The sequence below is a fragment of the Candidatus Tisiphia endosymbiont of Micropterix aruncella genome (genome assembly GCF_965178575.1).
Classification (GTDB): domain Bacteria; phylum Pseudomonadota; class Alphaproteobacteria; order Rickettsiales; family Rickettsiaceae; genus Tisiphia.
On record NZ_OZ238268.1, the window covers coordinates 745,456 to 760,603 of the forward strand.

13 protein-coding genes are annotated in these 15,148 nt (G+C 30.6%); 4 read left to right on the plus strand and 9 right to left on the minus strand.

Annotation, left to right across the window (positions count from 1 at the left end):
- Nucleotides 1-20: 20 nt before the first annotated feature.
- The 3 genes from hemC to ACN1AG_RS03695 form a co-directional block, all read right to left on the minus strand.
- Nucleotides 21-926, minus strand: a complete 906-nt coding sequence (hemC, locus tag ACN1AG_RS03685; protein WP_417905491.1) for a hydroxymethylbilane synthase — start codon at nucleotides 924-926, stop codon at nucleotides 21-23.
- Nucleotides 927-988: 62 nt separating this feature from the next.
- Nucleotides 989-1,249: a hypothetical protein gene (locus ACN1AG_RS03690; protein ID WP_417905492.1), complete on the minus strand. Its 261-nt coding sequence runs from the start codon at nucleotides 1,247-1,249 to the stop codon at nucleotides 989-991.
- Nucleotides 1,250-1,268: 19 nt separating this feature from the next.
- On the minus strand, nucleotides 1,269-1,475 hold the full coding sequence (locus ACN1AG_RS03695; RefSeq protein ID WP_417905493.1) for a hypothetical protein: 207 nt from the start codon (nucleotides 1,473-1,475) through the stop codon (nucleotides 1,269-1,271).
- 455 nt (nucleotides 1,476-1,930) lie between these two features.
- Between ACN1AG_RS03695 and ACN1AG_RS03700 the strand changes: the two genes are divergently transcribed.
- Complete coding sequence (locus tag ACN1AG_RS03700) at nucleotides 1,931-2,416, plus strand: hypothetical protein (RefSeq protein ID WP_417905494.1); 486 nt, start codon at nucleotides 1,931-1,933, stop codon at nucleotides 2,414-2,416.
- Nucleotides 2,417-2,505: 89 nt separating this feature from the next.
- On the opposite strand, the gene ACN1AG_RS03705 is transcribed toward ACN1AG_RS03700, so the two are convergent.
- The 4 genes from ACN1AG_RS03705 to ACN1AG_RS03720 form a co-directional block, all read right to left on the minus strand.
- Nucleotides 2,506-3,606 (minus strand): IS4 family transposase, encoded by a 1,101-nt coding sequence (locus ACN1AG_RS03705; protein WP_417904556.1) that lies wholly within the window; start codon nucleotides 3,604-3,606, stop codon nucleotides 2,506-2,508.
- 349 nt (nucleotides 3,607-3,955) lie between these two features.
- The gene (locus ACN1AG_RS03710; protein ID WP_417905495.1) at nucleotides 3,956-4,852 is read right to left on the minus strand and encodes a biotin--[acetyl-CoA-carboxylase] ligase; all 897 of its coding nucleotides are present in this window, start codon (nucleotides 4,850-4,852) and stop codon (nucleotides 3,956-3,958) included.
- A gap of 313 nt (nucleotides 4,853-5,165) precedes the next feature.
- On the minus strand, nucleotides 5,166-6,023 hold the full coding sequence (locus ACN1AG_RS03715) for a BPL-N domain-containing protein (RefSeq protein WP_417905496.1): 858 nt from the start codon (nucleotides 6,021-6,023) through the stop codon (nucleotides 5,166-5,168).
- A 465-nt stretch (nucleotides 6,024-6,488) separates the two neighbouring features.
- Nucleotides 6,489-7,661 carry a cupin-like domain-containing protein gene (locus tag ACN1AG_RS03720; protein ID WP_417905497.1) on the minus strand — a complete coding sequence of 391 codons (1,173 nt, stop codon included), beginning with the start codon at nucleotides 7,659-7,661 and terminating at the stop codon, nucleotides 6,489-6,491.
- Between the two features lie 1,051 nt (nucleotides 7,662-8,712).
- Here ACN1AG_RS03720 and ACN1AG_RS03725 point away from each other — a divergent pair.
- Both ACN1AG_RS03725 and ACN1AG_RS03730 read left to right on the plus strand, forming a co-directional pair.
- Nucleotides 8,713-9,609 carry a biotin--[acetyl-CoA-carboxylase] ligase gene (locus ACN1AG_RS03725; protein ID WP_417905498.1) on the plus strand — a complete coding sequence of 299 codons (897 nt, stop codon included), beginning with the start codon at nucleotides 8,713-8,715 and terminating at the stop codon, nucleotides 9,607-9,609.
- A gap of 81 nt (nucleotides 9,610-9,690) precedes the next feature.
- Nucleotides 9,691-10,893 (plus strand): MFS transporter, encoded by a 1,203-nt coding sequence (locus ACN1AG_RS03730; protein WP_417905499.1) that lies wholly within the window; start codon nucleotides 9,691-9,693, stop codon nucleotides 10,891-10,893.
- Nucleotides 10,894-11,712: 819 nt separating this feature from the next.
- On the opposite strand, the gene ACN1AG_RS03735 is transcribed toward ACN1AG_RS03730, so the two are convergent.
- The gene (locus ACN1AG_RS03735; protein ID WP_417904587.1) at nucleotides 11,713-12,921 is read right to left on the minus strand and encodes an ISNCY family transposase; all 1,209 of its coding nucleotides are present in this window, start codon (nucleotides 12,919-12,921) and stop codon (nucleotides 11,713-11,715) included.
- A 279-nt stretch (nucleotides 12,922-13,200) separates the two neighbouring features.
- On the minus strand, nucleotides 13,201-14,145 hold the full coding sequence (locus ACN1AG_RS03740; RefSeq protein ID WP_417905500.1) for an IS110 family transposase: 945 nt from the start codon (nucleotides 14,143-14,145) through the stop codon (nucleotides 13,201-13,203).
- A gap of 715 nt (nucleotides 14,146-14,860) precedes the next feature.
- Between ACN1AG_RS03740 and ACN1AG_RS03745 the strand changes: the two genes are divergently transcribed.
- Entirely contained in the window at nucleotides 14,861-15,142 is a 282-nt protein-coding gene (locus ACN1AG_RS03745; protein ID WP_417905501.1) for a recombinase family protein, read from the plus strand.
- Nucleotides 15,143-15,148 lie beyond the last annotated feature (6 nt).

Below are 15,148 nucleotides of genomic sequence, written 5' to 3' on the forward strand. Positions count from 1 at the left end.
TAAGTTAACCCAAGAAAGTTTTAGCTATAGTCAATAGCTAACATCAAAGCTTTTGCAGCCTGTATGCCAGAATTTCTACAATCTTTTGGATTAGAAATGTCACTATGAAAAACTATTTTACTACCGTCAAAATCAGACAGCATAAACTCTGTATGAATATCATTACCTATATACGTTGAATAAGCAGCTATAGGAGTTTTACAATCTGCATCTAAATATTCCAAAAATGCCCTTCCAGCTTGCATTAGCTCCCATGTTTCAAAATGGTTAATTTTATTACATATTTCTTGCATTTTATTATCATTTTTTCTTATCTCTATCGCTATAACACCCTGTCCTACAGATGGCAACATTTCCTTTGTCTCTATTAAGTGGCAATATTGTGTATCAAATAGCCCTAATCTTTTTAAACCACTATAAGCTAAAATGGTTGCATCAACATCCCCTTGCATTAATTTTTTTATTCTTGAATCAACATTTCCTCTAAAAGTAACAATTTTTAAATCAGGTCTTTTTCTTTGTATTAGGACTTTTCTACGCACTGAAGATGTACCTACCTTACTAGCAAAAGGCAGTTCTTCTATTGATTTATAATCTAAGCAGACAAATACATCCCGTGCATCTTCGCTCTCAAGTACAGCACATATCATCAATTCTGACGGTAGTTTGCAAGGTACGTCTTTTAAGGAATGTACAGCTAAGTCAATTTCGCCATTTATAAGAGCATTTTCTATTTCTTTTAAAAATAAAGCTTTGCCACCTATATCATACAGATTTTTATCCTTAATCAAATCACCAGAGGTAATTATTGGGACTATTTCACAATTTATGTTTGGGTAATGAATTTTAATTTGGTCGACTACTAAATTTGTCTGTACTAAAGCCAAAGGACTTCTTCTTGTACCTATTTTTATTACTTTCTTCATAGCAATTATCTTTTAAAAAAAATTAAATATTTTTTATCTGTATTTTATATAAATAAAAAATATTATTGATTAACAACAAATACACGTTTTTGTTGAATAAGCTTATGGCAAACTTCCAGTAATCTACGCATACAAGCTATTATCGCAACTTTTTTAGGTTTAAAATTATTAATAAGTCTGTCATATAAAGCTTTTAAATATTGAAAGCCATTTTTACCTGTTAGTATATATAGTGCATCTCGTGGTATTTTTCTGCCGCCTCTAATGAATCTTCGCCCTTGTTTACTACCACTATCCCGAGCATATGGAGCTATCCCAAGCATCGCTGATAATTCGTTACTACTATAATTTTTGGCAAATTTCAGCCTCGTAGCCTCCAGTGGGTTCGCACACTATTAGCTCAATTTCTTGATTTTTTGTCAGTTTTATAAATTCCTCATGACCTAAATTATCATTTGCAAAACGGTGATATATTGGTTTATTATTTGGCATATATACACATATATCAAGCCATTTTTTACTTACATCTAGACCTATTATTTTATTCATGATATAATCTCCTTCATCTTATTGTACAAGACTGCTGCTTCCAGCACCTTCTGCAATTTGTTCAAAGCAAACTTAACGATAAGAGGGTACTTATTCTATGCACGACTATTTCAGTCTAGAACCTATCAAGTCACCCTCTTATAACTACTTATAACATGTTTTTAAGATATAAGAAGCTAGATAGAAAATATATATAAGGGAAGATGAGGTTTTAAAGCAAATAGAAGAGGTTTTTAAAAGAATAGGCATCAGAAAAGGACTCCGAAACACTAAAAGAGACCCTATCATACCTAAAAAACACTAATGAACCTCAGTTCGATATAAGAATTAATAATTCTTATATCGAACTGGCTTTGTTATAAGGAAAAATGCACTCTTGAAGCGGCTGACGCGAGTGCATTTTAACTTTTTTCATCATTCAATATGTGATTTTAATTATTAAAATCACATATTGAATGGAGTGTTATATTTTAACAATCAGGTGGGCAGTCGCTTCAAACCTGATTGTTTCTATATATAACACGAAAGTTCGATGTAACAAGTTACATCGAATTCAGGTTAATGAGCTAAAAAAAGCTGAACATGACCAAACAACAGCTTCATTAAAGAAAGAACATACCGAAAATGAGAATAGATTAAATTCATTAATAGATTTGCGACTCAATGGAGAACTTAGCACAAAAGAATTTCAAAGAAAAAAACAACAATTAAAAGATCGCCAATATGAAATTGATCGTTTACTGAAAACTTATGATGAAGCAGACGATAAATTTACTGATACCGCTACAATGCTGATAACTCTAGCATCTGAGACCTATGAAACTTTCAAAGGTTCTGAAATGCTTCAAAAACGCAAAATGATAAATTCGTATTTCAGAACCTTAAACGTCAGGGGCAAAAAACTTGAACCTGTCCTACGTTTCCCGCTGCAATATTTTTGAAAAACGACAACTTGTACCAAAGTGGCGGGGCGTAGTGGACAATTTCAGAACCACGATAGACATAAAATTCTTAGTACAGGACAAAGAGATTAACAAGGTGATAATCGGAGTAAAGATGGTATCATTGGCTTAATAAATTTTGTTATAACTTCCATCCATTTTCCCATCATTTCTTCAATATTCAAAAATATTCTCTGCAAGTAATCTAAGCCATACCTGAATAAGGAGATAGACTTTCTGCCATGTTTTTTAAGCTTTATAGGTTTGATAGAATTTTGCCATTGACCCACAACATAAGCAAAAGTAAATGCTATAGCAAGTAAACCAAGCAATTTACTAATTCTATCTAAATGTATTATATGGGTATTTTCAAAATTGAAGCCTCGAGTCTTAAGGCAAGCAAAAAGGTTTTCTATTTCCCATCTTTTTTTATATATATTTAGTGCTATATTAGGGTTATCATTGGTAGCTATGATTACTAATTCTCCTTGATCATTACGCAATGCCGCTACAGATACTTTAGATCCTTTATAATTCTTACCCAAATATCTTTTTCCTTTAAACAACATATATTCACCATTCTGTAACTTCTTAATTAAATGATTAGCAGTAACTAACTCATCTTCTGCTCTACCAATGGTAAGATTGGCTTTGATTCTAATATAAAATGGTATCATTTTATCGGCTAAAAACTTTAGCCATAAATCACCAATAAACTCCCGATCCCCAAGCAATGCTGACATCTTCTCTATGCCAAATACAGTAACAAACCTTTCCATTAATTGCTGACGTTCAATGTTATTAGAAGTTCCTGCTTTTGGCAACATATCCCACATAATTGGTATAGCAATGCCTTTATGGCAAATAGATAATACTAAAATATTGATGTCAAGCTTGCCAAATTTCCAATTTGTCCGATCAAGCACTAGTAACCATTGTTCAGCATCAATTCCAGCCAACCTAACCAGTAACTTGGCTAAGGACGTATATGATAATTCACATTTGGCAAAAAATCTCTGTAATTTCTTATAGCGTGATTCTTGCTTATCTCCTTTTATCGTTAAGGCAAGCTGGGTAAGATTTACATCTCTCACTTGCAGTAATCCTAATATTATTTGTTCTATTAATTTTATGCTTGCAAAACTATTAAAAAAGTAGTCTCCTATTAATTGTGATAACGCTGTACTCATTCTCTTGCCTCTTAAGTCTTCAATAACCTAAGTAATAGAGCTTTGGCTACGCGTTATCTACTATTTTTTATTCTCTCCTTAATCTCTTTGTCCTGTACTGAGCATAAAATTATTAGTTATTCAAACTTCTATGCTTATGTTAGAATAGCCGGATTGCTAAAGCTAATTTATTTTCGGATTTGAATAATGTTCGTGAATACACCCTACTGGATGAAAAATACTGGATGAAAAATTTGCCAAATCTTATGGATTCACTCAAGTAGAGGTTGATGATTTATTAACCAAAGAACCACTTGACACAAGCCCTGAGGAAATTAAAGCTTGGTTAAGTGCTATAACACCCCTCTCATTAGTAGCTATAGTCTTCAGTTATAACTAAGCCGGAAAGTTCAGTTAATTGGCTTATTATTTCTGGATTTAGCAATGCTTCTTTAAGATCTTCCCCCCTTGCAATACGACCATTAATAAACACTTCATCATTAGTTTTATTAGTTAAAATTAATTCTCCTTTCTCTCCTATTGTTTTTATATAACCAACTTTATAACTATTATTAAATTCTTTAAGAACTACTGGTTTACCGTCAAATCGCTCTAGCTTTTCTTCTATTTGAAGTTTAAATATATCAAATCCATATGAAATAAGTTTATTTATATTATAAATCAATAATTGTGATAAAGATTTTATTATATTATCAATATTAAATTTTCTTGCTGTTTCAATCTTCATTGATGTAGTTGGTTGTGATACCAGTGCTAAATGCTCCATTTCCGAATTGACATTTATCCCTATTCCAATTAGTACTGCTGTATAACTATTACCATTACTCTGCTGTTTAAAGGGACTTGAAAATGATTCAACTAAAATACCAGAAATTTTTTTCTTGTTTATCAATACATCGTTTATCCATTTAATATTAGAGTCTATTCCTTCTTTAGATAATAATTCGATTATCGGTAACGCAGAGACTTGCGGTATACAGAACATTTTATCAATATCTTTTTCATTTAACAGAAAACCATATGTAGCGTATATGTTAAGACCATAAGGAGAAACCCATGCCTTATTCTGTTGTCCTATACCACCAGTTTGACCTTGTGCTGTATATAATGACCATTCATTTGGTTGTAACTCCTCTAACTGCCCTCTCGCATAAATTTGAGTGGATTCAATAAGGTCAAAATGTGTATGTTTAAATGTTATATCGTACATTTTTTCTGATGTAGAGTATAGGTTTCTGGTTTTCATGGTATACCTCATTGTTAAATGTTACCTGTTATCTAAAAGAGATGAATTTTTTATTAATTTACCATTGATATGTGTCTTAAATAGATAATTAAAATTAAACTACATTCACACAATTAAGAGTTTTCTTTATTTATAAGATTGTATAACTTTGATATAATATTATAATATATTTTGATATGCAAAGTATATTTGTAAAAAGTTTGCGGAGATAGTAAGTTTGGTGGTAATTATACAATAATGATACTAATTATCTTTCAATATGCCGAGTAACCCCCTTATAGTAATTTTTCGTACAGATCACACCGTTGAGTTTCTAAGATTTCGTTTTTACTCCAAGGAACTCAAATATTAATTTGGCAAATTTGATTCTTGCAGTTTCACTCTTTGTTAATATGGGTAAAAGTTTTACATCATATGGATTCCCAGCATTTAGCAACTTATAAGAATATTCAAAATGTACACCAGATAATATTACCGTACCATGCCCATATTTAATCTTCAAAACAGCAGATAAGGATACATTATTCTTAATATTATAATAAGCTATAGTCTTAACGTTTTCATATAAATTGGCATTTTGAAAATAAGAACCACCATTATAATAAACAGAAAAGTCTTTAAAAGAATCTTTTATATGAAGGTCGGGATTTAATTTAAGTAAAGCCGCACGTGCTCCACTATTAGTTTTATAATCATATTGTGCAAGAATTGGACCAATAGCTTTATCTAGAAAAAATACTAATTCTCTTTTTTCTAAAATCTCCAAGGAACCATTTTTATCAAATTCAACAAACTTTGAACCATAATAGGCACCTGCACATATTCCTAAATAACTTCCACCATCTTTTACATATTGCTTTATAATATTGTTTCCCTTACCATTTAATTTTTGAGCATATGGTTTATCAGCTCCACCAGGTATTATTAATAGAACTGCATCTTTAATCCAGTCTTTTTTTAGTATTCCTTCAACGTCAATAAGTTGAATTTTATATCCTGTAGTAATATTTTTTAATGTATTAACAGTTTGTTTGAGTGACTCAGCACTTACTCCAATGTCATTATAAACATATATAACTTTAGTGACTTCAGCAAAGGAATGTAAGGCTAACATTACTACTACAATAATTTTAAGATAATGCAAAGATATAAATAAATTTTTAATGTACATAATAATTGCTTCTATTCTTTATATATACTAAAGTAATTTGAAGAATTGAAGCGTAGGAGGTAAGCGAGCAAAGCGTACAAAGTGTATGTGAGTACGCGAATATCCTAGAATCTCGGAATCAATCTTCAAAATAGAAAGAGTATAATTAGCATTTATGCTGATAAATAGGCAATAATACTATTGTAATAGAACAATAATAAATATTTTTTTGACCATAAATATCAGCAACTATTCCTACAATTGTGCAGAAAACCTTGATATATCTACTGCAAAATGGTAAAAATTTGTATAAGAACGCTTTATTCATTTTAAAGAGGAAAAACCTCTCCTAAGTATTTTGCAATCATGCCACAGATCACAAAATCATAATATTTTAAATCAGAGTCTAAAGAACTAATAAGATATATCTTAAATTATTGATCTGTTGACTTTTTTTGTTTATTTGAATTTACTATTTAAAAAGTGTTATTCCATACTGCTTATTAAATACTTATTATTAAAGACAAATTCTTGAACCTCTTCAATGAATTTAGTTAAATCATAACACTTAAGTTTATTATTATCTTCAAGCATTGCAGTCCTAATTATTACTTGCCATTTTCTCCAGTTCTTTGTCTTTATTAAGTTGTTACAAATAGGTATGGAAGTATCTTGCTCTATTATATCAAATAAAGATTTACGATTACTTTGAGATGTAACAACTTTTATTAGATTTTCAAGCATTGCTCCAACTAAAATTATTGCCAACCAATATTGATTAATTGCTAGTAACTTATAAACATTATCAAAACAATTACTATAATTAGTAAAGTATAATAATTCTTGCACTATCTCGTTCTCTTTAATTTCATGTAATCTGCAAGATTGATATCCTATGAAATGCCATAGTAAACAAGGATATTGGTGTTTATTAAAAAAATATGTTACTGTTACGGCTCTTTGATTATGTGTATGTACTTCATGCCACCACCCTGATGGAATGTATAATATATTTCCCGGTTTTATAGTAACTTTATAACATTGTGCTTGAGTAAAGAGAGGATAATGCTTTATATCAAACAAGAAGCGACTAGGGACTTGAGAAAAATTAAAACGTCCTTCAGTAATTAGATTATGTGGATATAAAAGATATGTTTCACTTGGATGATATAAGTAAAATGTTTTTTCACCAAGTATTGATATAACAAAATTGTCAGCCGCATCAAAATGGATGGATGTAACGTTTCCTCCATCGCCAAACCAAAAATCTTTTGAGTAAAAGATATCTGTATCTAGAAATGGAATATCATACACATCTGTGAGAAGCTTAGGATGATGGTTTACCATAGAATCTCTTAGGATACTATACTTTTTTGTTTTGTCTTTATTATGCCTCATTATATTAATAGCCTCTTCCATAATCATGGGTGGTAGAATAGTACGGAAAATTTTTTCTTTTGTATGCTTAAATTCATTAAGTACAACTTGCGAATTACCTATTGTTTTTATAAAATAATCTTCCGACCATTTTGTCATTGCAGGCCAATTAGTAGCACCTTGTTTTATTAATAAAGGTTTCTGAGATTCATAATAATCTGTAGTGAATTGTGCTTTACTGATTGTTTGAGTATTTTTAATGGATATGTATTCATTTTGCATAGTTTATTATTAATTGATGTTGTAGTAGTAAATTTAGTTCTAAAACTATACATTGCTATTATAATTGGGATATAAATTAACCGTATTTTCTAGTTTCCTTCTTATTAACTTGCTCTACAAACTAATCTTGGACTTACAAACCTTAAAGAGTAAACGTAGAAAATTCCTTTATTTCCAAAGTTATTATATTGCATATATAGTAAGGAACATATTTTGATATGTAAAGTATTTTTATAAGAAATAGTGATAATATTAAGTTTAGTGGCAATTATGCAATAGTAAAATTGTTTCATCAAAAATCTAAATTTATGTCCAAATTTAAAAAATAGTCAACTCTCAAAACCAAATGTCTTGAAGCATGTTTTTGAAGGTTTTTCACTATCGTTTCAAGTTTATTTATGTTATTACATAATGCGAAGTATTTTGTTTGTTGCTTATTCCGAGTTCGTGTAATTTGCATGACACCTATCACTGTAGCTATGACTAATGCCTTCCTAGGAACAACTATAGTGAAAGTTATGTGATATTGCTTAATATAAGTAAGAGAGAAATGTCAATAATCCTTGGGAAATTGTTCGAAACTGTTTCTATGCTTTTATCACCTAATTTAATGTATTTTACTATATATGTCATTATTTCATAGTTAGCATTAAATTTAACTATCTTCGCAAATTCCTTATAAAAATACTTTGCATATCAAAACATATTCCCTATATTATATAAAGTTATACGATCCTATGAATGAAGAAGACTCCTAACCTGAATATTGCATGATGACAGCAATTTTCTGTCGTGTAGGTCTTGTACTAAAAGGCATGCAGGTCGATTATCTAAAAATACACTTTGTAAATTTATATTTTTTATAAAATTACTGTATTTCCTGATATTATCAATACTTTGTGGGTATTGTGATAATTGATCGTGCAATATTCAGGCTAATTCTATGAATGTAATTTAATTATCTATTAAGATATATCAATGGTCACTTAATAAAGAGTCTATCTCTTGATTTAAGTAAGATAACAGACAACATTTAATTATGAGGTATGCCATGAAAAGCAGAAACATACATGCTAAATCAGAAAAAATATACGATATAACATTTAAACATACACATTTTGACCTTATTGAATCTACCCAAGTTTATGCACGAGGGCAGTTAGAAGAGTTACAACCAAATGAATGGTCGTTATATACAGCAAAAGCTCAAACTGGTGGTATAGGACAACAAAATAGGGTATGGGTTTCTCCTTATAGTCTTAACGTGTATGCTACATATGGGTTTCTGTTAAATGAAAAAGATATTGATAAAATATTCTATATACCACAAGTCTCTGTGTTACCAATAATCGAGTTATTATCTGAAGAAGGAATAGACTCTAATATTAAATGGATAAACGATGTATTGATAAACAAGAAAAAAATCTCTGGTATTTTAGTTGAATCATTTCCACCTCCTTTTAAACAACAAGGTAATGGTAATAATTATACAGCAGTACTAATTGGAATAGGGATAAATGTCAATTCGGAAATGGAACATTTAGCACTGGTATCACAACCAACTACATCAATGAAAATTGAAACAGCAAGAGAATTTAATATTGATAATATAATAAAATCTTTATCACAGATGTTGATTTATAATATAAATAAACTTATTTCAGATGGATTTGATATATTTAAACTTCGAATAGAAGAGAAACTAGAGCGATTTGACGGTAAACTAGTAGTTTTTAAAGAAGTTAATGATAGTTATAGAGTTGGTTATATAAAGGCAATAGGAAAGAAAGGAGAATTAATTTTAACTAATAAAACTAATGATGAAGTGTTTATTGATGGTCGTATCGTAAGAGGAGAAGAGCTTAAAGAAGCATTGTTACATCCAGAAGTAATAAGCCAATTAACTAAACTTTCTGACTTAGTTATAAATGAAGATTATAGTTACTAATGAAATCAATCAAAATATATAAGAGCCTAGTTAAACATATTTAAAATATGTTTATTATCAAAACAGAATAATTGAGTTCTAATGAGTAAAAATTTTAGAATAAATATAATTAATAATATAGGTGCAGTTCTTGAATATTATGATTATATAATTTACGCGTTATTAGCTGAATATTTATCGTATGTTTTTTTCCCGGAAGGGAATACAAACATAAATATGTTAAAAACTATATTAATATTTGCAACAGGAAACGTAGCCAAAGTAATTGGTAGTCTAATATTTGGAATAATCTCAGATAAATTAGGTCGTAAGACTAATATGTTGATTAGTATAAGACTTATGGCAATATCAACTTTTGGCATTGGACTATTGCCAAACTATAATAATATAGGAATATATGCTCCAATATTATTGACCTTTCTAAGGTTCTTACAGGGTCTATCTTACTCTGCGGAAATACCTAGTACAGCTGTTTTCTTAACAGAATATCAGCAAGTATCTCAAGGATTTAAAATATCCCTTCTAATTAGCAGTGCTACTATAGGAGCAATTTTAGCTAGCTTAATAATGTATTGCATTACATCTTATTATTCCTTTAATGAGATAGTTATATATATTTGGAGAATTCCATTTCTATTAGGAGGGATGGTTGGTATTCTGGGCTATTGGATACGTAAAGACATACCGGAGATTCCTATAATTCAAGATAGGGATTCTAGCTTTTTAGGATATATGACTAAATCCAATACGCTAAGTCTAATTCAAGCTACTATAATAATGACGCTTCCAGCATGCCTATGTATTAACAATCTTTATTTTCCTACTATTTTAAGTAAATTATATAATTACGATATAACTAAAATTTATTTCTACAGTACTATTAGTCTAATATTTTCAGTTATTATATCCCCAATTTGGGGAATTATTATAGATAAATTTAAGGCAAAGAAAATTATTAAATATTTAGGCAGTAGCTTCATTATAATCTACATACTACTTAACTATGGTTTATCAAAGGAAGATAATATATATTTACTGTTTTTTCTGTGCTGCCATCAATTTTTCCTTGCTGGACTAATTAATCTTTGTTTATTAGTTTTAACACAACTGTTTAATAGTCAGGTTAAAGGTACCATGACTGCTGTATCTTACAACCTTGCATTTATATTTGCAACTTCCTCTCCAGTAATAATAAGATATTTTGAAATCTCATTTTTAATATCTTTAATACCAGTAATCTTGGCTTTTAATGTTATCTATTTAATTTGCAAGAAATGTAAGTAATGGTATGCCTAATACCCCAGCCCCATTAGTGAGAGTGAGTCTTGCTTCTTTAACCAAATAAATAGAAATATCTTAATTTATGGGATGAAACTTATTCTTTAATTCCAGCTTCCTTAGTGTATTGTATTAAGATTTTTCTAATACTTTCCTTATAATATCATACACAAACTCTATTTTATCCTAATTCTATTTATTATAGATTCCACTACTTTTTCAGTTAGTTTTGTATTGTTATTTTCCTGAAGACTAACTGAAATCCAAATTTATTGGTTTTATTGACGTCATTACCGAGCTTACTTACCTTGACCAATCTCAGATAAAAAATTTAAAATAATTAGCCCCTAACTATAACGATAATTTTGCCCACTGTCTCCGTTTTACCGCAGACTTATCGAATTTCATAAAACAACACCCTAGGTGCTAAAACTTCTCTAGACTCTGTTAGTGATGAGGGTAATATATTAGTAGTGACCCACGTGGTGTGGTGTTCAAGCACTAAGGTTAGAGCAAAGAATAGCAAATTTTTAAAATCTAACCCCCATGCCACTATTTTCTAAAAGAAAAAACAGGAGCTAATTGTATGGTGACCAATATTAAAAATCAACAAAAAAATAACAAACTGTCAATAACATTCTAAAATGTCCGGGTTTTGTAACAAGGTAATTGTCCGTTTTATTGTGAATCTTTTTTTTAAAATTCTTAAAAAATATTTTTTAAAATTTAGATGGTTGTGGTTGTGGAATTGTGGGAAACTTCGTTAGAAGTTATCCATAATTCCACAACCAGTTAAAGTTAGTGATTCACAATAACTAGCTCCCTTTACGCTGCAATATTGACGCTATCAGCCTTTTTGCTTAACTCCACAATTACCTTGCCACTTGCATCATATTTTGCTACTCTCCTAGCACCATGGAAAATAGCCAGTTCTCCATTGGTGTATTCATGTATCATTACTCTACATTTTACATAATGATACCTCTGGTCATTACTTGGGATTTGCAAGAGCTTTTTGTTATAGGAAACAGTATTATCTTTTGCTACTACTCTTTCCTCTTGAATCGATAATACATCTTGTAAATCCCTCCCAGTATAGGGGATAAACGCACTCTCCTTAAGCTCTGGGGTCACGCAAAACTGCTCATTATATTCTGGAACAAAAACTTCCTTGAGATAACAATTTGCCTCTCTAATCGTTCTAATACCAGCTACTCTGAATTCTTGTGGTAACCGCTTCTGAAGAGAGCCAAACATCCTCTCTGACCTACCTCTCGCCTCTGGGGAATAGGCATGGATAAGCTGAATGCCAAGTTGCTTGCACGCTCTTCCTACTTGTGTCGGGTTATTCTTATCTACCTTACCACCGGCTATTGCCGTGTAAGCATAATGGCTACCTCTATCCACATACAGAGAACTAAATAACCCTTTAGCTTCTATGACTTCTGTCAGGGCTATAAAACAACTTGCTGTTCCTTCTTCCTCTATTAAAAATGCTGAATATATTTCATTGCTAGCATCGTCCATTGTCACTATCAAGTCCGGATGATACCCTAGTCCATAAATCCACTCATGGGTAGAACCATCCTGATGCAGCATCATGCCAACCATGGACTTCCTAGCTCTTTTAAGACGATGGTGAGGCTTCTTATTAATAAGTTTACTTACTAATCCACATCCTTGCAGCGATATCCTAACAAAATTATAACTATGCTTAAATTTATGTTTCTTTACTAGCTGTTCATGAAAATGCTTAGATGTAAAATCATAGTATGTTTCTTCGTATAATTTTAGCATTTGCTCTACTTCATCTACTGCTACTTTGTTAGGTGGCATATGACCTATCCTTCTATCTAACAGACCAAAAAATCCACTTTCTTCATACCTCACTTTCTTTCGTCTAAATGTTCTCTCTCTACATCCTAATAAATCTGCTGCAACTTCGTTGCTAATTTCTCCTCTATCGTATCTGTCGTATATTTCTTCAAATCGCATTTTTATAACCTCTTGTAATATTTTTGTCTTACTTGGCATAACCTCTCTCTTCTATTGTTATTGAGAGAGACTTATACTCTATTTACGGACAATTACCTTGTTACCAAATACGGTCATACACCTTGTTATCGACATTCGATATGAGAACGGTAGATCAAATTAAAGAAATTGAGTGTAATTCATATTATGTGTGTGATTTATAGACCTTGTTACAACAGAGATGTAAGATAAAATAGTATCTAAACTTGATTACTACAGCAATTATCTTTTTAAAAAAATTCAATATTTTTTATCTGTATTTTATATAAATAAAAAATATTATTGATTAACAACAAATACACGTTTTTGTTGAATAAGCTTATGGCAAACTTCCAGTAATTTACGCATACAAGCTACTGTCGCAACTTTTTTAGGTTTAAAATTATTAATAAGTCTGTCATATAAAGCTTTTAAATATTGAAAGCCATTTTTACCTGTTAGTACTGCCATATATAGTGCATCTCGTGGTATTTTCCTGCCACCTCTAATAAATCTTCGACCTTGTTTACTACCACTATCCCGAGCATATGGAGCTATCCCAACCATCGCTGATAATTCGTTACTACTATAATTTTTATCCCCCAACTCAGGTAAAAAGCTAATTAATTTACTAGCTAGACATTTACCAATACCAGGTATCGTTTCTAATATTTTTGTTTTCTCTTGTAGCTCTTGTGATCCATCTATCAGCTCATTTAATTTTTCATCAAGCTCCGCTATTTCCTTTTGCAAAAATTTAATCAGTTTTTCTATGCTCTCTTTGTCAATACCATCAATGCTATTATGCAACCTCTTTTTTTCATTACTAAGCATCAATACTAAATCTCCCCGTCTTTGCTGATATCTCTTCAAAGTTTCTGATTCAACTTGATATAAGTAATTTGCGGTAAGTTGCATTTTATCACCGTAATACGCTAGTTTAAAAGCATCTTGTTTGTCAGTTTTACAAAAATTTACTGACTTACTAAATGAATTAAAATTATAAGTATTTACCTTATGAATTCGTTGCCCATTACTATATAATTTTTGGCAAATTTCAGCCTCGTATCCTCCAGTGGGTTCACACACTATTAGCTCAATTCCTTGATTTTTCGTCAGTTCTATAAATTCCTCATGACCTAAATTATCATTTGCAAAACGCTGATATATTGGTTTATTGTTTGATACATATATACATGCATCAAGCCATTTTTTACTTACATCTAGACCTATTATTTTTTTCATAGTATAATCTCCTTCATCTTATTGTGCAAGGCTACTGCACTGCAGTACCTTCTGCAATTTGTTCAAAGCAAACTTAACGATAGAGGGTACTTATTCTGTTCACGACTATTTCAGTCTAGCTTGTTTCAAGTCACCCTCTTACAACTACTTATAACATGTTTTTAAGATATAAGCTTGTTCTAATAGGAATTAAGTTAGAGACTTATAAGGTCATTTGTAATGGATGCTAAGATTAAGTTGCGTTTGAGTTGGATTAAGTTATATAAACAGTTAGAGCATGCAGGAAGTGTAACGTGCCAAGATAAATTGCCTAAATTGAACCAAATTATTTTGCCTTACTAAAAGAAATGATTACATTTTTTTATCAATTTGATAGCATGATCTCTCGTTTGAAAGTATTGAAGACAATTTAATAATTGATAGAAGTCAGTGGAACATTACATTTAACGCAATTCATTTCTACCAAAATTTTAAATTTCAAATAGAACAATTTGAAGATGAGTGATTAACAGGACTTAGAATAAGGCAAAATAATCTAGCTCAACTTAGGTAATTTATCTTGGCACGTTACAAAAAATATCCAAAAAGGGAAAAAAAACCATACGACAAACTTTGCCGTTTTGATATAATGTACGAATAAAAAAATATTAGGTTTTATGGATGTTGGTCGGATATATTAAGAGTTTCGTCTGAAGATGAAAGACAAAATACAGATTTGCAAGATGATGCTTTGATAAGAGCTAGAGTTGATCAATGCAATATATTTAAAGATCAAGCCAGTGGAGCAAAAATAAAAAGAACTGGTTTAGAAGAAGCTTTGAATTTTCTTATGAAAGGGGATTGCTTAGTTGTTTGGAAGCTAGATAGGTTAGGGCGTTCTTTAGCTCATTTAATAGAGATTATTAGTCAGTTAAAGACAAGAGGCATAAGCTTTTCGATCATTATCTGCAATTTTATTGGCTTTATAAGCTTGGATTGTTGCAAGTACTTTTTGTAGATATTT

Excerpts from the sequence above, each read along its gene's own strand:
- hemC (WP_417905491.1), bottom strand. The coding sequence starts at position 926 with ATGAAGAAAGTAATAAAAATAGGTACAAGAAGAAGTCCTTTGGCTTTA.
- ACN1AG_RS03690 (WP_417905492.1), bottom strand. The coding sequence starts at position 1,249 with ATGCTTGGGATAGCTCCATATGCTCGGGATAGTGGTAGTAAACAAGGG.
- ACN1AG_RS03695 (WP_417905493.1), bottom strand. The coding sequence starts at position 1,475 with ATGAATAAAATAATAGGTCTAGATGTAAGTAAAAAATGGCTTGATATA.
- ACN1AG_RS03700 (WP_417905494.1), top strand. The coding sequence starts at position 1,931 with ATGGAGTGTTATATTTTAACAATCAGGTGGGCAGTCGCTTCAAACCTG.
- ACN1AG_RS03705 (WP_417904556.1), bottom strand. The coding sequence starts at position 3,606 with ATGAGTACAGCGTTATCACAATTAATAGGAGACTACTTTTTTAATAGT.
- ACN1AG_RS03710 (WP_417905495.1), bottom strand. The coding sequence starts at position 4,852 with ATGAAAACCAGAAACCTATACTCTACATCAGAAAAAATGTACGATATA.
- ACN1AG_RS03715 (WP_417905496.1), bottom strand. The coding sequence starts at position 6,023 with ATGTACATTAAAAATTTATTTATATCTTTGCATTATCTTAAAATTATT.
- ACN1AG_RS03720 (WP_417905497.1), bottom strand. The coding sequence starts at position 7,661 with ATGCAAAATGAATACATATCCATTAAAAATACTCAAACAATCAGTAAA.
- ACN1AG_RS03725 (WP_417905498.1), top strand. The coding sequence starts at position 8,713 with ATGAAAAGCAGAAACATACATGCTAAATCAGAAAAAATATACGATATA.
- ACN1AG_RS03730 (WP_417905499.1), top strand. The coding sequence starts at position 9,691 with ATGAGTAAAAATTTTAGAATAAATATAATTAATAATATAGGTGCAGTT.
- ACN1AG_RS03735 (WP_417904587.1), bottom strand. The coding sequence starts at position 12,921 with ATGCCAAGTAAGACAAAAATATTACAAGAGGTTATAAAAATGCGATTT.
- ACN1AG_RS03740 (WP_417905500.1), bottom strand. The coding sequence starts at position 14,145 with ATGAAAAAAATAATAGGTCTAGATGTAAGTAAAAAATGGCTTGATGCA.